This is a genomic window from Streptomyces sp. QH1-20, from assembly GCF_041283565.1.
Taxonomy (GTDB): domain Bacteria; phylum Actinomycetota; class Actinomycetes; order Streptomycetales; family Streptomycetaceae; genus Streptomyces; species Streptomyces syringius.
The window spans coordinates 6,077,894-6,102,658 of record NZ_CP166299.1; the positions used below are offsets into that span (position 1 = coordinate 6,077,894).

Annotated in this window: 25 protein-coding genes; 5 read left to right on the forward strand and 20 right to left on the reverse strand. The window is 68.7% G+C overall.

The annotated features are described in order from the left end of the window. Window positions 1-1,009: 1,009 nt before the first annotated feature. Complete coding sequence (locus tag AB8O64_RS27525) at window positions 1,010-1,876, forward strand: transcriptional regulator (protein ID WP_370421937.1); 867 nt, start codon at window positions 1,010-1,012, stop codon at window positions 1,874-1,876. A gap of 76 nt (window positions 1,877-1,952) precedes the next feature. Here the strand turns inward: AB8O64_RS27525 and AB8O64_RS27530 are convergent, their stop codons facing one another. The 3 genes from AB8O64_RS27530 to AB8O64_RS27540 form a co-directional block, all read right to left on the reverse strand. Further along, entirely contained in the window at window positions 1,953-2,225 is a 273-nt protein-coding gene (locus tag AB8O64_RS27530) for a hypothetical protein (protein WP_370421938.1), read from the reverse strand. Then, window positions 2,222-2,476 carry a hypothetical protein gene (locus AB8O64_RS27535; protein WP_370421939.1) on the reverse strand — a complete coding sequence of 85 codons (255 nt, stop codon included), beginning with the start codon at window positions 2,474-2,476 and terminating at the stop codon, window positions 2,222-2,224. Before AB8O64_RS27535 ends, AB8O64_RS27530 begins: the two co-directional genes overlap by 4 nt. A gap of 165 nt (window positions 2,477-2,641) precedes the next feature. Continuing rightward, entirely contained in the window at window positions 2,642-3,508 is an 867-nt protein-coding gene (locus AB8O64_RS27540; protein WP_370421941.1) for a peptidoglycan-binding protein, read from the reverse strand. Between the two features lie 318 nt (window positions 3,509-3,826). Here AB8O64_RS27540 and AB8O64_RS27545 point away from each other — a divergent pair, with 318 nt between their 5' ends. Further along, a complete protein-coding gene (locus AB8O64_RS27545) occupies window positions 3,827-4,258 on the forward strand; it encodes a hypothetical protein (protein ID WP_370421942.1) in 432 nt (143 codons plus the stop codon). Between the two features lie 214 nt (window positions 4,259-4,472). Beyond that, window positions 4,473-4,898, forward strand: a complete 426-nt coding sequence (locus tag AB8O64_RS27550; RefSeq protein WP_370421944.1) for a peptidoglycan-binding protein — start codon at window positions 4,473-4,475, stop codon at window positions 4,896-4,898. Between the two features lie 193 nt (window positions 4,899-5,091). Here AB8O64_RS27550 and AB8O64_RS27555 read toward each other — a convergent pair whose 3' ends face one another. The 9 genes from AB8O64_RS27555 to AB8O64_RS27595 all read right to left on the reverse strand — a co-directional run bounded on the left by AB8O64_RS27555 (window position 5,092) and on the right by AB8O64_RS27595 (window position 15,934). Beyond that, window positions 5,092-5,979 (reverse strand): hypothetical protein, encoded by an 888-nt coding sequence (locus AB8O64_RS27555; protein ID WP_370421945.1) that lies wholly within the window; start codon window positions 5,977-5,979, stop codon window positions 5,092-5,094. Between the two features lie 97 nt (window positions 5,980-6,076). Beyond that, window positions 6,077-7,270, reverse strand: a complete 1,194-nt coding sequence (locus AB8O64_RS27560; RefSeq protein ID WP_370421946.1) for a siphovirus ReqiPepy6 Gp37-like family protein — start codon at window positions 7,268-7,270, stop codon at window positions 6,077-6,079. Next, window positions 7,267-8,832, reverse strand: a complete 1,566-nt coding sequence (locus AB8O64_RS27565) for a hypothetical protein (RefSeq protein WP_370421948.1) — start codon at window positions 8,830-8,832, stop codon at window positions 7,267-7,269. Before AB8O64_RS27565 ends, AB8O64_RS27560 begins: the two co-directional genes overlap by 4 nt. Window positions 8,833-8,880: 48 nt before the next feature. Continuing rightward, window positions 8,881-13,707 (reverse strand): hypothetical protein, encoded by a 4,827-nt coding sequence (locus AB8O64_RS27570; protein ID WP_370421950.1) that lies wholly within the window; start codon window positions 13,705-13,707, stop codon window positions 8,881-8,883. A 45-nt stretch (window positions 13,708-13,752) separates the two neighbouring features. Continuing rightward, window positions 13,753-14,088, reverse strand: a complete 336-nt coding sequence (locus AB8O64_RS27575) for a hypothetical protein (RefSeq protein WP_370421952.1) — start codon at window positions 14,086-14,088, stop codon at window positions 13,753-13,755. An 80-nt stretch (window positions 14,089-14,168) separates the two neighbouring features. Then, complete coding sequence (locus AB8O64_RS27580) at window positions 14,169-14,513, reverse strand: hypothetical protein (protein WP_370421953.1); 345 nt, start codon at window positions 14,511-14,513, stop codon at window positions 14,169-14,171. 72 nt (window positions 14,514-14,585) lie between these two features. Continuing rightward, the gene (locus tag AB8O64_RS27585; protein WP_370421954.1) at window positions 14,586-15,185 is read right to left on the reverse strand and encodes a phage tail protein; all 600 of its coding nucleotides are present in this window, start codon (window positions 15,183-15,185) and stop codon (window positions 14,586-14,588) included. A 54-nt stretch (window positions 15,186-15,239) separates the two neighbouring features. Continuing rightward, complete coding sequence (locus AB8O64_RS27590) at window positions 15,240-15,626, reverse strand: hypothetical protein (protein ID WP_370421955.1); 387 nt, start codon at window positions 15,624-15,626, stop codon at window positions 15,240-15,242. Further along, window positions 15,623-15,934 (reverse strand): HK97 gp10 family phage protein, encoded by a 312-nt coding sequence (locus AB8O64_RS27595; RefSeq protein ID WP_370421957.1) that lies wholly within the window; start codon window positions 15,932-15,934, stop codon window positions 15,623-15,625. Before AB8O64_RS27595 ends, AB8O64_RS27590 begins: the two co-directional genes overlap by 4 nt. A gap of 98 nt (window positions 15,935-16,032) precedes the next feature. On the opposite strand from AB8O64_RS27595, the gene AB8O64_RS27600 reads away from it, so the two are divergent. Beyond that, on the forward strand, window positions 16,033-16,497 hold the full coding sequence (locus AB8O64_RS27600; RefSeq protein WP_370421958.1) for a PLAT/LH2 domain-containing protein: 465 nt from the start codon (window positions 16,033-16,035) through the stop codon (window positions 16,495-16,497). A 14-nt stretch (window positions 16,498-16,511) separates the two neighbouring features. Here AB8O64_RS27600 and AB8O64_RS27605 read toward each other — a convergent pair whose 3' ends face one another. From AB8O64_RS27605 to AB8O64_RS27620, 4 genes are read right to left on the reverse strand one after another with little or no spacing between them, the layout of a single operon-like run. Next, window positions 16,512-16,901 (reverse strand): hypothetical protein, encoded by a 390-nt coding sequence (locus tag AB8O64_RS27605; RefSeq protein ID WP_370421960.1) that lies wholly within the window; start codon window positions 16,899-16,901, stop codon window positions 16,512-16,514. Beyond that, window positions 16,883-17,260 (reverse strand): hypothetical protein, encoded by a 378-nt coding sequence (locus tag AB8O64_RS27610; protein ID WP_370421961.1) that lies wholly within the window; start codon window positions 17,258-17,260, stop codon window positions 16,883-16,885. Before AB8O64_RS27610 ends, AB8O64_RS27605 begins: the two co-directional genes overlap by 19 nt. Before the next feature lie 60 nt (window positions 17,261-17,320). Next, entirely contained in the window at window positions 17,321-18,316 is a 996-nt protein-coding gene (locus AB8O64_RS27615; protein WP_370423983.1) for a phage major capsid protein, read from the reverse strand. 13 nt (window positions 18,317-18,329) lie between these two features. Further along, window positions 18,330-18,827: a hypothetical protein gene (locus tag AB8O64_RS27620; RefSeq protein WP_370421962.1), complete on the reverse strand. Its 498-nt coding sequence runs from the start codon at window positions 18,825-18,827 to the stop codon at window positions 18,330-18,332. Window positions 18,828-19,277: 450 nt separating this feature from the next. On the opposite strand from AB8O64_RS27620, the gene AB8O64_RS27625 reads away from it, so the two are divergent. After that, the gene (locus tag AB8O64_RS27625; RefSeq protein WP_370421963.1) at window positions 19,278-19,505 is read left to right on the forward strand and encodes a hypothetical protein; all 228 of its coding nucleotides are present in this window, start codon (window positions 19,278-19,280) and stop codon (window positions 19,503-19,505) included. A 537-nt stretch (window positions 19,506-20,042) separates the two neighbouring features. Here AB8O64_RS27625 and AB8O64_RS27630 read toward each other — a convergent pair. From AB8O64_RS27630 to AB8O64_RS27645, 4 genes are all read right to left on the reverse strand, one after another. Further along, window positions 20,043-20,822, reverse strand: coding sequence for a hypothetical protein (locus AB8O64_RS27630; RefSeq protein ID WP_370421964.1), 780 nt, complete (start codon window positions 20,820-20,822; stop codon window positions 20,043-20,045). Beyond that, window positions 20,819-22,132, reverse strand: a complete 1,314-nt coding sequence (locus AB8O64_RS27635) for a phage portal protein (protein WP_370421965.1) — start codon at window positions 22,130-22,132, stop codon at window positions 20,819-20,821. The genes AB8O64_RS27630 and AB8O64_RS27635 overlap by 4 nt, the downstream gene beginning before the upstream one ends. Window positions 22,133-22,223: 91 nt before the next feature. Then, window positions 22,224-23,705, reverse strand: coding sequence for a terminase (locus AB8O64_RS27640; RefSeq protein ID WP_370421966.1), 1,482 nt, complete (start codon window positions 23,703-23,705; stop codon window positions 22,224-22,226). A 288-nt stretch (window positions 23,706-23,993) separates the two neighbouring features. After that, the gene (locus tag AB8O64_RS27645) at window positions 23,994-24,425 is read right to left on the reverse strand and encodes a hypothetical protein (protein WP_370421967.1); all 432 of its coding nucleotides are present in this window, start codon (window positions 24,423-24,425) and stop codon (window positions 23,994-23,996) included. Window positions 24,426-24,765 lie beyond the last annotated feature (340 nt).

Here is a 24,765-nt window from a genome sequence, read left to right on the forward strand (position 1 = left end):
ATGTCCTACGTCGGCTCACACCGCACCACGCTGGCGACAGGCCGCAGGATCCGGGTTCCCTCGCCCGTCGCGATGCTGGGGGCACTGGCAGGGCGGGTAGGCCATCGTGCCCGTCGACGCGTCGGGTCCGTCTGCCGATTCCCCCAAGTCTCGGGATACCAGGAGGACGCCCCCGGACCCGCGTTCCGCGACCCGGTACAAGGCGGTTCGGGCGCTACTCGTGTGGTTGTCGAAGGAAGAAGTGGACTCAGTCATGTGATCCCCTCTGACCCGCCGCCGTGGCCTCCGGCCCGGCAACTCGTTGGCAGGTGTCGGCCCAGGACGGGACGCGCAGCATCTTCCTCTGACGGCACGATGCATCCTCGGCGCCCTGCTGACCCCTGGGCCGACGTGACGACCATCTACCCGGAGGTGTGGTGACCGGAAGGTTTCACAGGGGTTTCAATCCCCACCATGCGCCCTGGACAGATGCGTTGGCGTCGCTAAGTTGTCACATCATCAGCAGAGGAGCGTTGCTGTGATCGACTCCAGGTCAGCCGTTCTATCGCATCCTCTCGCCTACGTGCGAGATCAACTCGGGATGGGGAAAACGCAGTTCGCAAAGGCCATCTGTAACCACGGTGAGCGGCTCGGTCATCACTTGGGTACTACTCGATCAACCATCTTCAAGTGGGAGCGAAACGATCACGATCCGGAGGCTCTGGCGCAAGTGGTCATTGCCGACTACCTCCGGGGCGCTGGCCTCCGTGTGTCGCCGGAGGTGATCGGCACTAGGCCATGGCCTCTATGGCTGCCTGCCTGGGAGGATCAAGTCGTTGCGGCGCCATGGACCCAAAGGTCTACGCTGGAGGCTCTGACGGCACTAGGGAGTGAACCAGTGGACCGAAGGGGCTTTATCGGGATCAGCGGTGCTGCACTAGTCGGCATCGGATCCCAGTGGGCGACCGCTGATCCAGCTCTGGCAGCAGCCACAAAGGGCGACCAAATCACCAACCGCACGGTAGATCGCATGGCTGAGCGCGTCGAGTCCATCCGCGCCATGGAACAGGACACGGGCGGTGTGGACTTCCTCGATTCGGCCCGTGCCGATCTGCGGCTTCTCACCCGCATGATCGGCAACAGCCGCTACACCGACGAGATCGGCAAGAGGCTCTACACCCTTGCCGCAGAAGTGTGCTGCCTGCTCGGCTGGATGAGCTACGACGCCGGGTTGCAGGCGGCAGCGCAGAAGAACTACACGGCAGCACTCAGGGCAGCAAATACGGCCGGCGACGAGATGCTGGGTGCTCACACGCTGTGCTTTATGGCCACGCAGGCATCCAACCACCGCGAACAGCGAGCGGCCATCGGCCTTATGGAGTCTGCAACGAGCGTCAGCACGCGCGTTCCGGCGGCTATGAAGTCGTCCCTCGCCGCCCACCAAACCACGGTCTTGTGCAAGGGCGGAGACCACAAGAAGGCTGCTCAGGCCCTCAACCGAGCCTTCGCCGCCCTGGAGCAAAGCGACAGTACCGACCGCCCGTCCTACCTGCGTTGGTTCGGTGAGTCTCAGCTTCGATCGACGGAGGGCCGATTCCTGCTGGCCACGGGTCAGGCATCCCGCGCCACGGATGCACTCGAAAAATCGGTGACCCACGCGGCCCCCCGAGATCAGGCTGTGCGTTGCGGCACCCTGGCGCTCGCCTACCACCAAGCCGGAGATCTGGATGGCGCCCTTGACGCCACCGATCGGGCGATCAAGTGCCTCGGCACAGGGATTCATACGCAAAGGGGCGTGGAACGGCTCCAGGAGGTCAGCAAAGCCCTGGCCTCACATCGCTCCGAGCACAGGGTCAAGGAGGCGCGGGCGCGCATCACGTCTCTGGCTGCGGCCTGACGCGTCCGCCATCGACCGCTGACACGGCCAAACTGCCCCCTTTCCCGGCCGCAGCCGGGAAAGGGGGCAGTTTGCGTCAGTGAGCGGCGGTGGCCTGCCAAAGGGTGACGACCAGGCCGAGCACGGCGACAAGCGCGGCGATGCTCGGCAGCGGCCACCGAGATCGTTCGAGGGTCGCGAGTCGCGTCTCGTGGTCGGTGAGCTGGCGTTCGCTCTGGTCGGAGCGCTGCACGAGGAGGGCTAGGGCACCGTCGACGCGGGCGAACCCGGCCTCTACGGTGCCGCGCAGCCGTTCGAGTTCCAGTGCAACGGCGGCCGTATCTGCCGTCGTGGGAGTGGGTTCGATCACGCGCTGCCCTCGCAGGTGATGGCGGGGAACTGGTCGTCGGGGTGGGCGGTGCGGAGCCAGGTCGGAAGGAGGGCCTGGACGCCGGGGATGGCCATGATCCGGGTGAGGGCGGCGGCGAGGGCGAGGGCGCCGGCGGCCCACGGGAGGGTGGCGGGGATTCCAGCGGCGGAGACGATGGCGGGCAGAAGGGCCGCGAGGGTGATGGCGGTCTGCACGGTAGTGCGGATGGTGCGGCGGATGGCGTCGGTCAAGAGAGTTCCGTTCGGAGTGCGGTAGGGACGTTGAGCGCATCCCATGTGGTCGGGGCGGGCCAGCCGTTTGCGGCGGGGCCCGCGAACCCCTGGCGCCGATACGGGGGTCTCCTGCTGGATCGAGAACGGGCGGCCTGGAGCCACCGGTGCGTTGGGGCGAGCGGGTCAGCTCTTCGGCACCTTCAGCGCGTCCCACTGGCGCGGCCCCGGCCACCCGTCGCAGGCCGCCGGAGCGTCCCCCAGGTGACGCTGCCAGCGGCGGAACGACTCACGGTCCGCCCGGGTCCACTGCGGGCCGGGACCGTCGGCATAGGCCGAGCAACCTTCCGCGACCAGGCGGCGGCCCATAGCGGTGACGATGGGCGAACGGGGGGCGGAACGGAAGAATTCGGCACCGGGGAAGGGCTCGAACTCCGGCTTCGGGGAAGGCTTGTCGGGGGTGTGGCCGAGGCGGCGGCTGATGCGGTCGCGCATGGCGGACATGGAGAAGCCGGCCGGGTCAATCTTGGTCGCGGTCCATTCCTTGTGGCCGATGACGCTGGCCGCGCTCCAGCCGAAGGCGCGGCAGATCGCGGCGGACGCGCGCTCGATCGCGTCGAGCTGGGCGGCGGGCCAGGGGTCGTCGCCGTCGCCGAGGTTGATGCACTCGAACCCGTAGAACCGCGCGTTGCCGTCGGTGTCGTCCGCGGACGGTGCGGGGGTGCGGTGCTCGGCGATCACGGCGGCGAGAACGTCGCCGTCACCGCTGCCCGCGTGATTGGCGCGGCCCGCGCTGATCAGGTGGACCGTGCCGTCCTTCGCGATCACGCCGTGACAGAGCGGGCCGGGAAGCTCGTCGTAGCCGTCGTAACAGAGGTCGACGGAGGAGGCGGTGCCGGACGTCACGGTGTGGTGGATGATCACGCCGTGGACCGGGCCCCAGGCGCCGTGACCGGCGCGATTGTGGGTGCGCCACGAGCCGTGCTCGACAACGCGCACACCCTCGGCGCGCAGGGCGGCGGCGAGGCGGTCGGGGGACAGAGGGTTTGCCATGGGGGTGTTCTCCAGACATGCGAAAGCCCCGGGCCGGTCGGCGCGGGGTGGTGGGGTGTGGTGTGCAGGGTTAGTTGTCCGTGGTGGGACATACGGTGAAGACATCAGCCCAAGTGCATGGCAGCGGCTCCCCACTGCCCCGCGTCCCAATGGCCCGGGGCAGCTGGGTACCCAGGACTTATCAACAGGCCTGCGCCACCATCGCCCCCTTGGCTCAATCGCACACCTTGAGCGACGTCCAGGCTGGCCCTTCAATGGACATGCGTCGGGGAGAGCCCAGAAGGCACCGCCGAGAACACACCCAACGGAGGAGACCTCATGCGAACGCGTAAGAGCCTCGTTCTCGCCATGGCCGCCGTGGCACTCGGCAGCGGCCTAGCGGTGGCCACTCCCGCCGCGCAGGCGGAGCCGTCGTCGAAGCCCGCAGTGCAGGCGAGCTGGGTGCTGATCTGGGGCCCGGTCTCGCACGCGCCCACCAAGTACTGGGCGACGGCCGACTACGTGCCGCGCAGCAAGGTGCTCGGGTCCAACGCTCGATGCTGGGGCGGCGAGGACGGCACCGACCTCCGGATAGACGTCGTGCGCACCAGCGACAAGAAGGTCGTCAAGAAGGGCGGCTGGGGCAGGTGCAACGGGGGCTGGATGAACATCAACATGTCCGACGCCAGGCCCGGTACCAGCTACTACATGCGCATCTACCTCAGGGGGAAGGCACACACCATCGAGGCCCGGGCCTTCCACAAGATCTAGCGGCACGGCCGGGCCTTCCCCGCTGACCGACGCTACCGCAAGCGCATCCGCACCGCTGGTCCGGCTGTCGGTACGCACCCCTCCATAGGGGACATCCTCCAGCGGCCGACCTTCATGCGCCGCGAGCGACCTCTGCGGCAGCAGTCAAGCCCTCGTCCAGACCCCGCGCCGAACGCTCGACCCGCAGCCACGCCAACCACCAGTGGGAGATCTCATGAATCATCGCTCCTGGCAGAAGCCGAAGCTCGCCAGTACCAAGATCATCACTGCCCTAAGTGCGGGGCTCCTGACCTCGGCAGTCCTGGCTGGTACAGCCGTTGCTGCTCCGTCGGCGCCGAGCGAAGCCGGCACAGTGCCTGCCGCATCCGCAGCCGTCCGCTGCTACGTACACACGACCATTGGCGTCTATTGCGGCTATTACACGGGCATGGACTACGCCGAATACGGCGATTCGGGCCCCAAGGTCAAGGAAATCCAGGCTCTACTCGTGGACTACGGGTACCCCGTCGGTCCAAGCGGAATAGACGGCGAGTTCGGCAAGGACACCCGGTCGGCAGTCAAGAAGTACCAGGCGGCCTTCAAACTGAGGGTGGACGGCATTGTGGGCCCCAAAACCTGGTCATCGCTGCGCATGGCGTGACGCCCGGCCACTGAATCGGCCGCAACGGCATTGCCCTGCGTGAGCCCTGGGCACCGCTGGTGCTCAGCTCGTGGCAGCGGACGAGCTCGATGCCCATGGTCGGCCGCGGCCACTGAAGTGGTCTGCCTACTCCCAGAGACGATCCGTGCCGATCGCCTCGGTATCGATGCAGCAGACCAGTCCGTGATAGTCGTTAGGCGTCGAGGGCGAACCGGATGCTGTCCAGATAGATCCACTTCACCGGCGACTGAATGTCGGCCTGAAGTTCGCCGCCGGCCTGCTGGTCGCTGCGGGAGAGCACGTCGACCCGCGTCGAGCTGCCCTTTTCGTAGTTGAGCGAGGTGGCGCAGACGAAGGACCGGAGATATCGGGGTCGGGCCTCGGGCGGCAGGATGGCGAGCCGCCAGGCCGAAGCGACGTTGAAGTCCTTGCCGTCCTTCCTCTCGACCGAGCCGGACAGTTCGATCGTGCCGTTGACCAGACGCCACCGGGGATTGCCGCCGTGCGCGACGACATCGGAGGGCAGCGGGAGCGGGCGCCACGGACCCGGGGACAGAGGAGTCCAGGCGTCGTCGGCGTAGATCTCCATGCGGCCCTCGGCCTGGAGGTAGGCCAACTTGCCGGGCACGGGGCGCTCGGGTGAGGCGGCGCGGGCGGCGGTGTTCGCGTACACGCTCTGGGTCAGGGCATACACACGTTCGTCGGTGATGTCCCGGGGGGCTACCGCCCCGGTCTGCGGGGCCACGGTCACCCGGCACAGGGGTACGTCGAAGACGCCGTCCTGTCCCTGGCTGAGGGCGGGGGGCTGGGGCTGCGCGGCCGGGGTGCCCTGGAGGTAGGCGATAGCGATCCGCTGTCCGGCGCGGTTGAGGCGGACGGTGATCCGGTCGACCCGGGACTGTGTGCCGGTGTTGGGGCTGATCACCACGTGCCGTTCGGCGTCCGAGTAGTAGTGGAAGCCCTGGACGGTGGCGTGACCGGCGGAGACGTTGATCGTCATGTCCTGGCCGGTTGCCGTGGCGGTGAGGGGGTCGGCCGGGTCGCTGGTGCGCGGGGCACGAATACCGTCCGTCTGCCACATCGACGTCATCTGGGACCACTGCTCACTCGTGACGGTGGTCCCAGCGCCGCTGTCAAAGGGAAAGTAGTACTCGGCCAAGTCGTCTCCAAGCTAGCGATCAATAGCGGGTGTTGAGCTGGTTCACGGCCTGCCATAGACGCCGCACCTGGGCGTAGAGGGCGGGGGTTTGGGTGGCGGCCTCGGTGCCGACGGTGGCCTGTACGGTGCTGGCGTCGGCGGTGTCGGTGAGGTGGACCTCGCGCACCGGATATGTGAGGTCGGTCCCGGCGGTGGTGGTCACGGTGACCGTGTCGCCGGTGCGGTAGTCGCGTCCGTATTGGCACTGGTCGGTATCGACCGGGGACAGTGACAGCTCTGCCTGTGCCCCGCCCTGCTGGAGGGCGTTGGTGGCCGAGGTGTGCAGTGCCTTGAACTGCGGGTCCGTCTCGTCAAGGCGCGCGGGAATGGCGGTGCCCCGCTGGTCCACGAACGTCTCCCCCATCCGTGACCACTCGGCCTCGGCGTCGGGGGTGGACCACTGCCAGAAGAACCGGTCCTTCCCCTGGCCCTGGGCGGCGACGATGGCGCGCGTCGTGCGCGGTGCGGTGAGCTGGTAGGAGAAGGACGAGAGGTTGCCCAGCTCGGGAGAGAAGCGGACCAGGCCGCGCAGGTCGCGCGCCGTGCCGATCTGGAGGGCGAGGCGGGGCCTGGCGGGGTCGGACTGGGTGATCCGCACGGACAGGCTGGAGGTGGACGCCAGGGTCTGTATCGCGGAGAGAAGGGTGTCGAACCGCAGAGAGGTCTTCGTGGCGCTGCCGAGTCCGGTGAGTGGTCCGGTGTCCAGGCCCGGGACGCGGCGGCCGGGCAGCGCGGTCGGGCCTGCGTTCGCGGCGACGAGGTTGGTGATGATGTCGCCGGCCGGGCCCGTGGCTGTCCAGTAGTCGACGCCGTAGCGGCCGTTGCCGGAGTCGGGGGCGCGGGCGGGGTCGGGGAAGGCGAGCCGCGCGGCGAGTGGGGCGTTGTCGCAGACGCCGGAGAACGTGAGTGTCCCCCCATTGTTGGACCAGTCGTGCCGGATGCCGGTCACGGGCCCGGTAAGCAGGGGTTCGGGGGCGTCGTCGGACCAGATCATCACCCCTTGGCCACCTGCGGTGAAGAGTCGCGCGTGGGGGTGGTCGGCGGGCAGGACGAGAGTCCAGGCGCCTACGTCGAGGTGGCGGACGATGACGTCCAAGGAGGTGTACGAGTCGATCTGTCCGATGCGGCGCAGGGCGGCGTCACGGACGTCGACGCGGTAGCGCCGCACGGTCATGCTCCGAGGTGTCGTGATTGGTAGGTGAGGGACACGGCGGATTGTTCGGAGGCCCCGGCGGCGGTGAGAGAGACGCGGTTCTCACCGGGGGTGAGCTGCCACAGGGCGGCCGGTCCGACGAGGTACGGCCACAAGTTCTCGCCGCGTCCGCCCTGGGGTGTCTCCAGGTAGACGGCCTTGATGCCGGGGCGCGTGTCGATCACGACGGTGCGTCCGGCAGGGATGCCGTAGGCCAACGTGAGGCCCTTGCCGGTGCTGAGGTTCGCCAGGCGGAGGGGGACGACGGGCTGTCCGGAGTCCTGCTGTCCGAGGGGGCCGGTGATCCGCCATACCGGCCACGCGTCCACATCAGAGGTGACCTGGACCGGGATCCCCTCGTCCCCGATCACGCTCGGCGCGATCCGCAGAGGGAAGAAGGGCGCGGCATGCGCCTCCCCGGTGGTGCCGGTGGGGTCGAGGCGGGACAGGGTGAGGTGGTCGGTGTCCAGGGGGGTTCCGTCAACCTGGATGACCGGCCGTACTGTGACCGTGCCGACGGGCATGGTCCCGGGGTCGGCCTCCGAAGGGTGGCCGCCGTCGGCTGAGGTGTGGGGGTCACTCCAGCCCAGGGCGTACCCGGTGACCTCCACCCAGCCCTCACCGTCCACAAGCGGGCGCCCGGCGGCGGTGATGAACCGGGGCCCGCCGGGAAGGGCGGAGCCGTCGGCGGCCGTGCCGGAGAGACCGACGGAGACGGACGTGCGGCTGTCCGCGGCGGCTTTGCTGCTGCGGCGTACCCGGGCGGTGAGGCGGTAGAGGCTGGTCCCGTCGTAGGGGACGGTGGTCGTCCCCACGGTGCGGGTGTCGGCGGGGAGGCGGGTGTATTGGCCGTCGGTTACCCGGCGGTCGTTGAGTACCGTTCCGGCCGTGGTGGTCGTGGTCCAGGCGGCGGGGTTGTTCATGGTGTCGGACAACAGGGGCGCCCAGGCCCCGGCGGGGTGGGACAGGAAGTGCGGGGCCCCGTGGACGCGGAATGTCTCGGCCCGCTCGTCGCCGTACCAGTAGGGGTCGGGGGCGGTGAGCTGGAGTCCGTACCGGGTGAAGGTGAGGCCGGCGCCGTCGGTGCCCTCGTCGCCTTCCATGCCGCCGGTGTAGTGGACGCGGATACTGCGGGCCGTGCCGTCGGCCTCCGCCACCCGCAGCATGCACGGCCCTCGATCGGCGACCAGTGCGGCGACGAACCGGCGTTTCAGCGCCAGCAGCTCCGGGCGGGTCGGAGCCCACAGAAGCAGCGGCAGCGTGATGCGGCGGGACGTGGCGCGTGCCTTCACCAGGCGTCCGCCGTCCATGCCCGCGTACTCGTTGACCGTGGCCTGTACCGGCGGTGCGTCCAGGCCGGTGGGCCCGGGGAGGATGGCGATACAGGCCCCTTGGTGGGACAGGTCTGCCGTCAGCAGGAACTCAGTTCCGCCGGCGGTGAGGGTGACCCGGGGCGGGGCGTCGGCTGAGGCGTGGTCGGGCTCGGCCAGAATGCCTGTGGGGACGACGGCGGACGGGGAATTCAGGGTGGCCAGTAAGCGCACGCGCCAACCCCCTTTCAAGTGACGGAGGTTGGCGCGCGCGCCGGTGGGTCAGGCGTACAGGGCGTCCGCGAAGCGGAGCGCGGACACGATCTGGTTCTCGGTGGGGACGCCGGGCACGGCGTGCAGGTGGATCACGGGGGCACTGCCCGGTGTTCCACTGCTTGGGGGCTGGGAGTTGATCCCCTTGGACTCGGCGATCATGTCCCACTGGGTCGGGGTGAACACCGGCTCGGGGCGGCCCAGGCCGTTGTAGACCAGGGACAGTCCAGGAGGGAGGTAGCCGCCCGAGTCGTATCCGCCCGGACGATCCAGGGCGGACAGTGAGCCATATCTGTGAATCGCATAATTCAGGCCGGAATATATATTAGCAAGCGGATTAACGGACGTGCCGTAAAGGAATGGACCCGTGTTCCTGAAAGGCCCGGCGTAGGCGTCGAAAGTCGGCCCGATGACCTGCATGAGACCGACCGACGGGGTGCCGTCCTGGGCGTTTATATCCCAGTCATTGACAATGTTCGGGTTGCCGCCGCTTTCGTCGTTCATGCGGCGGAGGACCGTATCGAGCCATGAGGCCGGTTGCCCGAGCATGGTCAGGGCCTGGAGAACCTGCGGCGTCCACCGGGTGACCCCGCTACCGCCGGTGTCACCCCCCATCTGCGGGCTTCCACCGGCGGAGAAGAAGCCGCTCACGAAGTCAACGACGGCGTCTTTCAAGCCTGTTACGGGAGTTCGGAAGACGTGGCCGACCATCTGTGACCACTTCGCCGTATCCAGGGTGTCCAGGTCGCCGAGGACGGGCTTCAAGAGCACGTCCATGGCCTTGCCGGGGTGGGCCAGCATGTCCGCGGCCCCATGGACGCCGCGCCATGCCTTGGTGGCCTTGTCGCTCGTCCAGTCCCACGCCTTGCCCGCGCTTTCCTTGCCCCAGTCGAGGGCCGAGCCCAGGACGCCGCCCTTCGCGAGCATCTGGGTGCCGGCGGCCTGGAGAAGCGCCAGGGCGCGCGGCCGGTATTGGGGATCGGTCGGGATGACGTATTCCGGATGACGCGGGTTGCCTTCGCCCACGATCGCCGTCGGTCTATTGAAAACCCCCGGGCGAACAGGAAGTGCACCGCCGGATTCCAGTAGCGGAAGCTTTTCCATTTTCAGCTTGTCGCCGATACCAGGAATCCAGCCCGTCAAGGTGTTCCAGACGTCCAAGACGCCCTTGTTCCACACGGTGCCGATCACGAAATTAATCGGGTCCTTCGTGGCGCCCTCGATCTTCTTCCATGCGATGGCAATGGCGTCCTTCGCGTGAGCGAAGGCGTAGGAAATGTTCCCGAGCCCGGTCTTGAGGGCCTCGAATGCCGGGCGGATGGTGTTTTCCCAGCCCCACGAAATGGCGTCGCCTATCCACCGCCATACGGGCTTGACGACGCTGTGGTAGAGCCACGAAATGGCCGGTCCGAGCACGCTTTTGAGGAAGGCCGCGAAAGCGCTCACGGCGGGCTGGATCACGTAGGACCAAGCCGCCGCGATGGCCGCTCCGATCAGCGCGAACACCGGCTTCACCACGGCGTCATAGAGGAGGACGATGACCGGCCACAGGATGTTCTTGATGAAGCTCCAGAACAGTTGGAGCGTCGGCCAAATCACGGTCAGCCACACGGTTTTGATGACCTGCCCGATGAACTGGAACATGGGAAACACGCACGTCATGGCGAAGTCCCGGACGACGGGCACCAGGGTGTTCGCGATGACGGCCCACAGGGCAGACAGGACCGGCTGGAGCACGCCGGTCCAGACCGTGGAGACGACCTGGCCGATCATCTGGAAAGCGGGGGCGAATGCGTTCTGCCACAGCCACATGACGGCCGGGACGACGCGCGTCATGATGAATTCAGCGAGCCAGGAAAAAGCGGGCTTTACATACGTCGCCCAGATCAGGGGGAGCTGAATGGAAAGCCACGAAAAGAGGGGGCTGAGGGCGTTGGTCCACAGCCACATGAAGGCGGGTACGACGGTGGACATGACGATGTTGGCGATCGAGTCAAAGACCGGCTTGATGACCGTCAGCCACGCAACAATGCAGTCCGCCTTGATGACGTCCCAGCATGCGGTTACGCCGTCGCGGAACGATTCGAATCGGCGCCAGGCGTAGACCACGGCCAGGCCCAGGGCGACAAGCGCGCCGACGACCAGGAGGATGACGTCGGCCGTCCAGCCGATCGGCGTCGCCTGCATCACCAGCGCCATCGCGCTCGTGGCAGAGTTGACGAGCCATTCGGCTACGGCGACCGCCTTAAGGGCGAGGCTGATGGAGATCAGCGCAACCGCCATGGCCTCCAGGACCCCCGGAGGGACCATGGCCACCAGGCGCGCGAGGTCGCCGACGAAGAGGAGGGTTACCCCGGACATCGGCTGAATGGCCGCCCACAGGCGGCCGAGCATCGCGCCGATATCGCGCAGGACGCCGCCGACGATCGGCCCGTTCTCACGGATCCGCGCGAGGAAGGCGGCAAGCCCCGGCGAGTCGCGGAGCCGTTCGCCCCATTCAGAGAATCGTTTCGCCTGGTCGACCAGACGCGCTGTGAAACTCTCGGTATGCGGGAGGGCAGCGTCGAGCATCCCGGCGAACCCCTTGAAGAGAAGCCCAAGGGCCGTGCCGGTGTTGCGGATTGCCGGACGCAGGGACTTCGTCAGGTCATCGCGGAACCGGTCCCAGAAAGGGGTTTTGAAGTCGGCCGAGGTGGCGTCCATCAGATCGCGGGCGCCGGCCGCCGCAGCACGTACCAGCGGGGTGAAGGCGGGCAGGGATGCTCTGGCGCCGTCGAGGCCGCGCGTGAAAAGCGGCATGACCTCCGGCTGTAGGGAGGCCGACCAGTCCTTGAACGCGGCCTTCAGCGCGACGAACGCGTCAAAGGTCGCGCGGGCCGACGGCGACAGGGCATCCAGTGCCCGCTGGTACTTCCGCGCGGCGGTATCGGCCGCCGACGTGGCGTCGGCGGTCTGCACCTGCGCGGCTGCCACCTGCCGCTGAGCATTGGCGATCGTGTCGGCCGCCGCAGCCTGCGCCCTGGCCACACCCCGGACCGCGTCGCCGACGCGGGCCTGTGCGTCGGCGACGGCGCGGGCCTGGTCGGCGACGCGCTCGTGTGCCTGCGCGGCGGCGTCCTGGGCGCGTCGCACCCCGTCCGCGCCGTCGATTCCGGCTGCGGTCGCCTTCCGGGCGTCGGTCTCCAGCCGCTTGTGTGCGAGGGACTGTTCCTTCAGGCCCTGGACGGCCTGGTCGTAGGTGAGCTGGGCCTGGTCCCGCTCCAACTGGCTCGCGGCCGGGTCGGCCCGCACCTTGTCCAGGTCCTGTTTGGCCTGGGTCAGGCGAAGCGTCGCCGCGCGCTCCGACAGGGCGGAGTCGGCGAGCTGGTTGGTCAGGTCCTCCAACTGCCGCACGGCGTCCGCGCGGGCCTGCGTCAGGGCGTGCTGGGCCCGGCGTTCGTCGTCCTGGGCGCGGGCGAGCTGCTGTTCAGCGCGACTGACGCCGTCCTCGGCCTGGGTGACCTGCCGCTGTGCGGCGGCGATCTGTTCGGCGGCGGTGCGCTGGGCGGTGGCCAGGGCCCGGACTGCGCCTTCCTGCTGCGCGGCGCGCTGCGTGGCCGCGACGGCGGCGCGGGCGCCGTTGTCGGTAGCCGACGCGGCGGCGTCCTCGGCCGCCTTCTTGGCCTGGAGGGCCTGGGCAATCCCGATGATCGCCGGTGCTGCGACGGCGCCCAGGGCCACGAATCCGGAGGCGGCCACGATGGTCGCGGCGGCCAGGCCGGCGACCTGCCCGGCCAGGATCTCGGCACCAGGGATGGCGGCGAGCCCGGCCAGGGCGAGGGTCAGGCCCGTGGTCCCCAGGAGTGCCGGGGAGACGTCGAAATCGATGCGCTTGCCGTCGAGGGCGTCGGCCTGCGCGCGGACGGCGGCCAGGGCAGCGGATGCCTGCGCGGCATCGACCCGGACGTCTATGTCCGCGTCGGAGGCGGACAGCGCGGCCAGGCGGACCTGTACCGCCTCGATCTGCGCCATGGCGGCGGCAGCATCGACATCGATGCCGATCCGCGCGGTGGCGAGTGCGGTGAGCTGGGCGCGCAGCGCGCCGAGTTCAGCGCGGGCGGGGGCGGTGTCCGCGGTGATGTTGATTTCGGGCAGGGCGGCCTGCGCGGCCTGGACCTGTGCCCGCAGGCGTGCCCCGAATCCGCCGTCGGTCTCCAGACGGATGACGCCGGGGCGGGCGGTGAGGCGGTCGATGTCCTCGCGGACGGCGGCAAGGTGGGCGCGGGCGGCTGCGGTATCCGCGCGGATGGTGACGTCCGGGTGAGCCGCACCGAGCCGGGTCAGCTCGGCCTCTAGGGCCTCGGCTTCCGCGCGGGCCGACTCGGCGTCGATGTCGACGCCGATCGTGCGATTGGCCAGGGCCTCCATGCGGACGCGAAGGGCCTGGAGGTCGGCGTCGGCCTCGTCGGTGTCCGCCCCGACCTGGAGCCGTGGCAGCGTCCGGAACGCGGCCTCCAACCGGGCCTTCAAGCTGCGGGCGAAGGCGCCGCCGGACTGGTCGCCTTCCCGCGTAGCGTCCCGGCGGGCCCGCGTGCCGCCCTGGCGGACGGCATCGGGAATCGCGTTACGGATGGCCGGGGCGAGGGCGGCGGCGATGTCCCGGCCGAGGGTGGTGCCGATCTGCGCGCCGCCACCGACACCGGCCGTCATGGCCTGCGTGAACGCCTGCCCGGCGATCCGGCCCGCATCGTGGCCGGCGGTCGTGGCAGGCTGCGCGAGCGCGGACTTCAGGCGCTGCGTGATGCCCTGGACGGTCGGGATGACCTGGACTTCGACGGACCCCAGGACGATCGCCACGGCGGCCCTCCTTACGTGCTGGAGTGGCCGCCGTGCGGGCGGGGGTTACGGGGGTGGCGTGTGGGTGCCGTTGATGATCTGGAACAGCGTTTCTGCCGCTGCCGTGCTGATGCGGGGGCGGTCGGGCGCGGGGCGGACGCCGGGGCGCGGGACGGGGTGCGGGGGCTCCGGTCGTTTGCCGTCGCTGGTGTTGACCAGCGCGTAGTAGTGGGAGAGGCGATGGACGGCGTCGATGGCCTGCGCGAGCAGCAGTTCCGTCTGTGACCAGCGGCCCCGGGAAGGGTCGGCGCGCTCGGCCTGGGCGTCCAGGTCGTCCGCTGGCGCGGCGTTGCGCAGGGCGGTCACGGTCGCCGACTCCGGCGGCAAATGCTCGATCAGCACCCGCACTTGTCGCCAGGTGAGCCGACCCCGGTACAGGTCAAGCAGATCCGTACCGGGGTAGTACCTCCGGAAGTCGGCCTCTACCGCTTCCGGGTGGTCTTCGACGACGCGCGCGGTCCACTGGACTTTCCCAGCGACTCGCCACCGGCCTCGGCGACCTGCGCGACCCACGCGCCGATCTCGTCCTGTGTCGGGTCGCCGTCGTACCAGGCGTCGACGTCATCGGGGTGAAGCACGCCTTCCGCGAATGCGTCGAGGTCACCGGTGTTCAGGGCGCGCAGGTGCGAGGCGCGCCAGCGCTGCGAGGGGAGCGCGCGGACGGGGTATCCCGCCAGCTCGACCGGTACGTAGCCGGGGGTGGCGTCGGTCTCCTGCCCCACCGTCGCGTGGTCGGCGTGGGACGGGGCGTTGGTGGTCACAGACATGAGGGGGTCCTTACGGGTTCAGCCGGTTGTGCCGGGTGGGGTGGGGATGCGGAACTGTGGCGCGGCGGGTGGTCAGCTCTTGGGCGCCGGCGGTTCCTTCGGCACGGTCGGGATCTTCGCCGTGAAGGTGTGGTAGACGGTGTTGTTGGCGGCGTCCGGGTACGCGGTCACCTTGATGTCGTAACCCGCCATCTCCTCGCTCTTGTACGTGACGTCGCTGCGGTCGGTGACTTCGCCGGACGGCACGTAGAAGCCGCTCATGGTGTCGCCGTCGGCCACGAGGAAGTACCAGGCCCGGCGGTCCGGACTGGGTGACGCCGTCTCGGCGAACGACGCTGTTCCGTCCGCGCCCGGGGCCAGGTCGGCGACCGGCACACGGAACATGATCGATTTCACGATGGGGCTGTTGGTCTCCCACAGCGTGAGCCCGAAAGTCCGGACGCTCTTCGTGATCTGCGTGCGGAAGGCGCTGGTCACGCCCCAGGGCTGGAATTCCTTGTGGTCCTCGTCGACGCCGTACTTCAGGCCGTCGTCGGAGATGGCGCCCAGGCCCGTCCAAGGGGCCGGGGGTGTGCCGAGGGTGGTGGGGCCTGTGGTGCCGAGCGGGGCAACCCAGCCGCCCCCGTTGGCGCCGACCATGGACAGGTCGGCGGCGCGGGTGATCTGTACCAAGAGGGAATGTCCTTCAACGAGAAGCCCCGCCGGAGCGGGGAGAGGGGGCGGCCGTCAGGGCCTGGCGTGGAGGCGGACGGCGTAGGTCGCGCCCATCCGGGTCAGGCCGGGGTTTTCCCACGGTCGCCAGGACGGAGCGGAGATGGTGGATGCTGCGGTGAACACGGCGGCCACGGTCGGGGCTGACCCGGGCAGGTCGGTCAGCAGTGCGTCACGGATGCGCGCGGCGAGGTCGGTGGCCTCGGCACGGGTGGCTGCGAATGCCTCGATGTCCATCACGGCCAGATCGAGGCGGAAGCCGTCATCACTCCCGCCGACGCGGCGCAGTCGCACCAGCGGGACGACGGCGTCCAGGTCGGCGGGGGTGTCGGTGCACACCCGCACGCCGAGCTGCGGCGCGAGCCAAGCGACGAGGGCCGCTTCTGCGTCCGGCCAGCTCACGGGACACGGACGCTGGTAGCCGCGCGCAGGAGGGTGTGGCGGGCGGGGGTGTCCTGTCCGCCGTACTCCACGAACCGCGCGTGCGCCGCGTCGTTGATCACGACAGCGCCGGTGCGGTCCTTGGCAGCACCCATACGCCGTCGCGCTTCGGTCGAAAATGAGGTCTTGTACTGTCCGACGCCGGTCGGGGCGGTGGCCTCGGCAACCGCCTTGATCTGGTCGGCGGTCTGGAGCAAGTAGGCGGCGACCATGGATGAGTTGAGGAGCTCGCGCAGGCCGGACCGCTGGATCTTCACCTTCGGTGGCACGCTCCCCCTCCTTCTAATGTTGACGTGATCCAACCTGTTGCTTTGATCGATTCGGGGCCTAGCGTGCCTGGGACTGCTCATCACCTCAAGGAGGCGTCTTGTCCGACAAGAGGACCTACAGCATCACCATCAAGACCGCCAACGTCGCCAATGCGGGTACCGACGCGAATGTGAAAATCCAGCTGATCGGGGAGAAAGGAAAGAGCCCCGAGATACCCCTGGACAAGCCCGGCAAGGACGACTTCGAGCAGGGCGACCTCGCTGTTTACGAAGTGACCATCGATGACATCGGAAACCTCAAGAAGGCACGCCTGTTCCACGACAATTCCGGAGCCCGGGCAGGTTGGTGCATGCGCGCCCTCGATATCAGGTGGAGCGAAAATCAGCAGGTGCAGAACTGGTGGCCCACGCTCGGCCAAGTGCACGGGGACGACGACTGGCGTTACTCCGTAACCCCCGACTCCTTCTCGGGGTTGTGGCTGGCCAGCGACGAAGGCGGCATCGACAAGACCGTCAATCTGGTCACCTCCGGGGTACGGAAGGTCATCATCCCCTTCTTCTGACCACAGCCGGAGGGTCAGCCACTCACACGGCGGGCAGTGATCTGCACGCCGGCGGTAGTGCCGGTCAGGGGTGAGCGGAAGACCTCGACCGGACCGTGGACTGTGTACGCCATTCCGCGGACGCGGAGCCGGTCGGTGGGCCGGACATCGGCGGTGGCGGGGGCGTAGATCACCAGATGTACGGTGACGGTGTCCTGGCCGCCTAGGATCTCCCCGCCGGTCCCAGGACCGGCGCCGGCGCTCCCGGGGGCGATAGCGCACCCGGGCACCGGGAGCTCCACGGCGGCGCCGTCCACGTCGTTGCCGTAGACGTCCCGCACGGGCGGACCAGGACGCAGGACGGTGACCGTCTCGCCGAACATGGGGATCGGCGCGGCGGTCGCCGTCACTGGCCGTACCACCACGGAAGATCCCAAGGCTCCGGACGGCCCGGCGGTGGGCCCGCTCCTGCGGGGGTCGAGTTGATCGAAAATGCGCCGCCCCTGCCCGCCATGAGCTTCAACGAGCGGCGTTCGTCGCGGGTCATATACAGACCAGCCTGCGACTGGGGGCGCTGGACGCTGTACGGGCCCACCGTCTCCGCCACGAGCCCCTGCGGGTTGGCGTAGGCGCGGGCGGCTACGGACAGCACTACGGCGCCCGCCCCTTCCGGGAGCGGACTCACAACGGCGCGGCACAGGGCCTCGGCTTGCGTGATGATCAGCGCCGCGCGGTCGTCCTGGACGTCCTGGCCGAGGAAATCCGCGAGCTCCTGAGGTGTCACCCGAGGCGCCATGCCCCACCCCCAGACTTTCGGAACCGAGCGGGCGTGGGGTGGGTGGGGCTATGCGGCCAGGGCGAACTTGTCCTGCGTCGGGGGCTTGCCCTTCGGGGCGACGGGCGGCGTGGTGTACGTGACGAAGGCTTCCGTATCGCCGATCGCGAACCCGTAATGGGCCTCGCACAAGATCAGGACCAAATTTTCCTGGAAGGCCGAGTGCACGTGTCCATCGCTGTCGGTGTAGGTGCCGACGTCGGTCGTCTTGATCGTGATGTCCATGCCGACGCCGTAGACGGCCTGGTCCCAGTCACCGGCGACCGCCCGCAGACCGGTGTCCGCGGTAGTGGACTGCCGGTTGAGCTTGCCGCCCACGCCCCGGTTGTAGGCGATGGGGTAGCCGATGAGGGAGCCTCGGGAGACGGTGCCCTGGCCAGCCGGGTCCGGCACGAACATCGGTCGTCCGGTGGTGTCGGTGGCCAGGAGCATTTCCGGCTTCAGAAGCGGGTCGGCCACGAAGCCGTTGACGTCGTAGCCCGCCGTTGCAACGGACTTGAGGCCCGTGACCACGTCGGCGTAGATACCGCCCTTGGCCTGTGTGGCCGTACCCAGTACCTGGGTGTTGGGGGTGGCGGTGAGGTGGTCCTCGAACGGGCCCTTCCCGCCGGTCATGGTCTTGCCGTGGATGGCGGCGTAGTCGAAGGCTCGGCCGAGTGCGGTGGGCAGGTCGCGCTGGAGCTGCTGGTACACGCCGGCCGGGTTGGTCATCGCCACTTCGGCACTGACGGGTACCAGGACGGCGACCTTCTTACCGCGCATCGTTCGCACGGAAAGGGAGCCGGAGCCGAGAGGCTTCGCGCCTGCCTCATCCACCCAGTCCGCGAGGGGCACGTCGCCGGATACGGGGATGGCGGTCTCGGCGGTGAGGGACAGCGGGACGCGGCGCGCGAGCTGCATGACGGCCGAGGACTCCACAGCCTGATCAAAGATCGGCCCCGTGATCTCCGGGGGCAGCAGCTTCGAGGGGACGTTGCCGGTCTGTATCGGGGTGACGGTAGCGATGGTGGTGCTGTCCTTAGCGGTGAAGGGAGTTGTGGAGGATCCCGGTGAACATGGCGGCGGGGTCGGCGGCGGTGTGCTGGCCGGATGAGCCCTGCGAGGGGTCCGGCTGCATCAGGCGGTGACCGGGGGCGAGGTCGGCGAGGAGTTCGTCCGCGTCCGCCTCCAGCTCTTCGCGGCTGGTGCCGACGAGGCGGGCGGCCTGGCGCTCGGTGAGGCCGCGCGAGTGCGCTACCTGGGCGCGGATCAGTTCGGCGCGGGTCTGTTCGGCCTGCCGCTCGGCGGCTTCGGCGCGCTCGGTGAGCCGCTGGGCCTCGGTCTTGCCTGCCTCCTGGAGCTGGTGCAGCTCGGCGGCGGCGGGCTCCAGCTCGGCGACGCGCGCGGCGTGGCCTGCCAGCTCGGCGGCGAGGCGCTCGATCTCCGCGCGTGCGGCGGCCGGGTCCTCCCACGGGCGCGGTTCACCGTCCTGCAGGGCGGTGCCGTCTGGGCCTGGGACGGGGTCGAGGTGGGTCAAAGGGGGCGCCTCCGGGCATTGAGAAGGCCCCGGCACAAAACGCGTGACGGGGTTGAGGATGGGCCAATAACGAATATTTCAGTGAGCATCGTCTAAATTGGCCATGCCCCATTAGGTGGATCTTCAAGCCATACACACACGGCCCCCTCTGCGAGCCCTGCGTCCTTCATGCTTTGAAGGAATATTCTCATTCACACCTGATGGAACATCGGCAACACCAGCGCCGCTAATAACGACCGGTTTACTCAAATCGCGTGATAGGAGAATCGTTCCTGCCTTTCCAGGGAACTGGAGTGGCAAGCCATCTGAGGTTAGAGGATTTCATGAGGTCGATGGGGTCAGATGGATCGGATCGCCATGCCCCTACCCCTTGCCGCAGCGAGCGCGAGCGACCTACGCTAGCGCTCGACCGTTCATTACTTGTAAACATGAACGGGTAAGGAGGCAGGAATGCATCCACTTGCGGCAAAGCTCGCTTTGGCGGCGGGGGCTATCGTGGTCGGCGAAGTAATCAAGGCTGGCGTCGAGCTTGCCGAAGGAGCGGGGAAAGAGGTTCCCGGGTGGCTCGGCCGGTTGCCTGAGCAGATCGAAGAGCACACCCCCATGGTGGCCGACGCTCTGGTGAAGAAGGGCCCTGACCTTCGCAAGGCATGGGACTCAACGCAGGCCAGCGAGTAGCCGTACTAGACGGATGCGCCTCCGGCCCCATTGGGTGGGAGGCGTATCCCCAGAGTTATGCGTCAACTCAGGCCCCGGGCGAGGGTGCCCAAGTGGGGCTCTTGCCGGACGCTCCTAGGTAACCTGTACTCACAGACGGGCGCGACTCGCATTTATCAAATGGCGTGGTCGAATTCCGCAGAGCGGGTGCCGCGACTGCCATCACGGAAAGGACAGCAGTCCCCGTGGACTGGAACTCAGCCACATTGCTCGCTCTTGGGGTATTCGGTTTCACTGGCCTGTGCGTGATGCTCTCCGTCTCACTGTTGCGGCAACTGCCTGAACTATTCGCGGCCTGGCACAAGGCCAGGGCTGCATGGCGAAGCCATAACCGAAGGAACGGTGACTCAGCAGCGCAACGAAGCGCTGACCAAAAAACATCACCAGGCACAACTCCCTCTGATGATTCCAGTGATCACACTGTATAGAGAGGCAACCTGCCCTGGAGATTCGTCGTTCCCTTAGCCTGATCGCGACGCGGCGCGGTGCTATCGGCTGTTAAGTAGAGGCGCCCCTGGCGTGCCGGCCTCCGTACTTGGCGTCAAAAGCCCGCCGGAAGGCCCTGAGCTTCTCGGTGCCGTAAGCGCCGTGTGAGGCCGCGTAGTACAGCTCTTCCCACTCGGCGACCTGGGGTTCGTCGTCGGACGGGCGCCCCCGGAATACCGGCTCCGGAGTACAGGCGCACCGGTCGTGGTAGGAGTCGCCGGACCCGGTGCGGACCGCTGATTCCCGGTCGGCGTAGACGAGTCCGCGCATGGCGAGGATGGCGCAGAAGGCACAGCAGTTGCCGCCGGTCACGCGTACCCAGCCGACCGCTGCGGGGTCGGCGCGGGCGGCCTTTTCGATCGTGCGGCGTCCGGCCTGGGCGGCGAGTCGCTGCACGGCGGCGAGGTCGCGGTCCCGCTGGGTGATGCGCCACCGTTCCGTGGCCTGCGCGTCGTCGTCTCCGGGGCGGGGGGCGGCTGACTTGCGCACGGCTTTGCGGGATGCAGTGACCTGGGCAAGGGGTGGCGGGTCAGCCACCGGCACGGTGAAGGTGCCCTTCGCCTGGGCAGTCTGGCGGGCTTCGGTGTAGTAGTCGGCCGCTACCTCGGCGGAGGCACGCCCGTACTTGTGGATCATGAGGGCGACCGTTGCTGACCACGCCCGCTCGGTCTCCGGGCCTGGGGCCGCTGCCTGGTAGCGGGCCCAGGCCGTCAGGTACTCCGTGCGGAGCACGCGGGACAGGGCTTCCTGTCGTCGGCGGTGTCCGTCGGCGAGGACTCTCAGAATCCTCACGCGGCGGCCCGGTGGTCGACGGCAGCGGTGCTGTCGGGTCCGAGGGTGGCGGCGAGATCGTCGAGGGCGGCCCGGCCCGCGCTGCGGCGACGCTCGACGGCGATGCGCTGGCGCTGGGCGCGGTCGATACCGGCCCGCTCCAACGTCACCTCGGAGTCCGCGGGCAGCACTCCGGCGGCGACCAGTTTCGTGGTGGCGTCGGCCTGGGCGGCCACCGTCGGGGTAGCCGCGTCCCGCCACTGGATCTCGACCGCAGGCACGGGAGCGGTGGCGCCGGTGAGTTGGAGCGCCAGGCGCATCGCGCGCGACCAGGGGCCGGAGAACGTGCGCTGACGCCGTTCCGCTTTCTTGATCAACCGAGCTTCCGAGCTGCGGATGGCCTCGGCGGAGGCGGGGTTGTCGGTGGTGTATCCGAGCATGTGGGCGGGGAGTGCGGTCACGCCGGCGACGAGCCGCGCGTAGGTGTCGACGATTCGGCCGTAGACGGCCGGGTCGTAGGCGGGGAACTGGCCCACTTCGGGGACGGCGCCGTCCTCGTCGCGCTCGAGCGCGAGGTAGCGGCCGATGTAGGTCTCCCACGCGGTCCGCTGCGTGCCGTCCGGGCCCTGAAAGCTGCCTTCGGAAGCGCCGAGGACGTAGCGCTGCGGCGCCGCGAAGAACTCGCGGGCGACCTCCTGGCCCAGGAGGGTTCGGCACGCGGCATCGGTGAGGGCCCGTACCTCCTCGGTGATCTCCGACGAGCCCCGCCGGTCGGCGATCCTCTGCCGGTTGGCGAGGCGGACCACAGGGACCACGCCGAGGCCATGGGGCTGCCGGTCCGTTACCGTCCAGCCGGTCCCGGACTCTTCCAGGTAGACGGTCTGGTCGGGCAGGTAGAGAGTGGCGGACCGCTGGATACCGGCGGAGACCAAGCGCAGGGCGGCCCGGATGGTGCGGGTCCTGGCGTCGTAGTCCACGCTCATGTGCTGGGGCGACTCCACCGACACCAGCGGATCGCCGTAGTCATCGACGCCGACCGCCAGGAACGACCGACCGTAGACCAGGGCGTCCAGGTGGGCGAGCTGGGATTCGTCGGCGAGGTCGTTGGCGGCCCAGATGGCACCCAACGCGTCTTCTGCCCCGGCATCGTCGGACCGGATGGTGTCGATGTCGAGGCGCTCGTCCAGGGCGTCCACGATGATCCGGGGCCAGCCGGTGACGGTGCGGATGGACTGGAGCGCCGGCGGGATGGCGATGCCCAGGTTTGCCATGCGGGACAGGCCGGTGAAGTAGGTGTCCAGCGTGTGGAGGCGCCATGCGTCCTCGGCCACTGTGGCGGTCAGCCGGGACAGCGTGGCGGCCTCGGCGTCCGTGAGGTTCAGGGTGGGCAGGGCAGGAGTGGACAGCGTGTTCGTCTCCTCGTTATCCGAGGACGATCACGCGTCCCTTGCCTCGCGCCCGTGGGCGCTTTCCGTACTTGCTGCTGTTGATGACCAGGCGGCGGAGCATGCGGGCGCCGACCATGCAGACGGCGAGGTCCACTTTCCGGGCGGAGGCCCGGTGTTCCTTGCCGATCGTGATGCCGAAAGCGTTCGTGCGGCGGCGGGCGTTGCGGACGTGGGTGCGCATGACCTTGTGGCCGTCGTGCGTCACCTGGCGTTCCAGGATGTCCACCTCGGCGCGTTCCACGGCGTGGGTGAATTCCTCCTGGCGGCGGCGGTCGCCGCCCATGTCCCATTCGACGGCGTGCCGACGGGTGCCGGTCGAGGTCGCGTGGACCAGGAGCCGAGCGCCGTAACGTTCCGCCCACGCGTCGATGAAGCGGTCCCAGTAGCGGCTGCCGTCGGCCTGGTCTTCACCGGTGCCGGGGTCAGCGAAGAACGCCAGGACCCGGAACCGGCTGAACGCATGGTCAACGACTCCATCGACGTCCTCGCGCGGGACGTTCCACACGTCGACCTGCGGCGGGCGCTGCCACACTCCCAGCGTGACCACGTGCCCGTCGGACATGCGACAGGCCACAAGCCCGGTGGAATCGTCGCTTTTTGAGCAGTCGAGGAAGAGAACGACCTCGTCCCCGTCGGCGGGCTCCAGGTCGGGGCGGGCGCAGGCGTCCCATTCGTAGGGAGCCATCCACGCATCCTCGGCGGCCGTGATCTGGTTGTACCAAAACCGGCGCGACCTGGACGCCGGGTTCCGCACGTCCAGGATCGAAGCGACGATGCGATCAATGTCCAGCCACGTCGCATCCCCGCGCACGGCACGAATGACGGCCGGCGCCCAGGCAGCATTCAACTTCGCGCCGGGCGGAGCCTCCAGAGAGTCATAGAGGAGACCTGTATCGACCGCCCGCCCGGCCTGCGCGGCCTCCCATGCTTCCCGGGTCCGCTCCGCCACCGAGTCCTCACCCGGCTCGTAAGCGTTCGTGATCGCGAGGGTGCGCGACGAGCCGTCGGCCGACTTGGTCGCGTTGCGCTCGATGACGGCCGCCATCTCGTGGCCCGAGTTGTTCGCGAGCCAGTGATGGGGCTCGTTCAGCAGGGTCCATGTGGTCCGGCCGCCCTCCAGCGAGCGCGGCGAGGAGGTCACCGCCTCTAGGCGTGACCGGCCCTTGTGGGCGTAGATCACCTCTTTGCCCAGGTCGATGGCGTACTCAGCCAGAGCCCGGGGCGTGAAGAGCCCCGGGAAGAGGACCATGGTGTTTTTCGTCTGGCTCTGGGTCACCGCAGCGAGCTGCACCCACGCCTCCGGGTGCGGTTGCCCTAGCGGCTGCCCCTCGGGAACACCCGACGGATGCTCCGGCCCGGCCAGACGTCCGGACGGGCGACACGGGCCCACGAACTCAACGGCCCCATAGGTCGCCGCAAGTGGGTCCTTGCCGTGGCCTTTCAGCCGCTGGAACACCGCGTCCCGGTAGAGGAAACGGTTGTTCGCCGGGTCGATGGCGTAGTACCAGAGGGTGAAACGCGCCTGTTCGGGGGTGTACTTCCAGGGGCGGCCCGTGGAGTGCTGGAGGTACTCCGCCGTCCATGCCAGGACGTGCCAGCCCAATGAGAACTCCGGCAGGAGGAACCGACCGTCAGGCCCACGGCTCCACGTGGGGCCGAGGACCACAGGCTCGATGACCTCGGGCGGCGCCTGTTCATCAGGGGCGGGGGTGGACAGCTTGACCACCCCCGTCCGTGCGCGGGTTCAGGCGCCGAGGGCCGCCCGATAGTCCGCAATGGCGGTAACGCCCGCTGGTGTCTCCTTCTCGGCGGGCTCCCGCTCCAGCTCGACCCGAACGCGACGTCGGGCTCCCTCGGTGGTCAACAGCTCCGTCATGGCACTGCTGACGGCGGCGAAGAGCTGAGCGGAGAAGCGTGTGCCGGCGGCGAGATTGCGGGACATGGCCTCGGCGACGTAGCGGGCAGTCGCGACGTCGGAAGGTTCGTAGAACTGCGACTGTCCCGAAGCCGACAGCGAGAGGTACCAGTCACGGGCGATCGGATGCCATGCGTCCTCGGGCTCCGGCCACGACACCACACCGGGCGCGGACGGGGCGTTCAGCAGCTCCGGGCCGTCGGGGGCGTTGCGTCGTCGGCGCTCTGAGGCGCGTTTCGGAACAGGGCCACGGGTGCCCATGGGACACCTCCCTTCACCTGTCGCAGAGGCGGTTCGCGACCCTGGAACCCGTACAGGACCGGAAGTGCATTGCCTATCGCCCTGGGTGGGCACCCGGGAGGGGGCCACCCCCCACCCCGGGGTCAGGCCAGGCGGCCCGGATGGGGGTCGTCGGGACGCCGTCGGCCGGGTCGAAGAGCGCGTCCGGCGGCCCCTTCGGCGGCGCTCTTCTGGGCGTGGCAGGGGCCGCAGATGCCTTGTAGGGCACGGTCACGGTGGTCGTCGGTCATGGCCTTGATGTGGTCAACCTGGGTCGACCGGCGGACGCCACAGATGCGGCACACCGGATCACGGGCAAGGA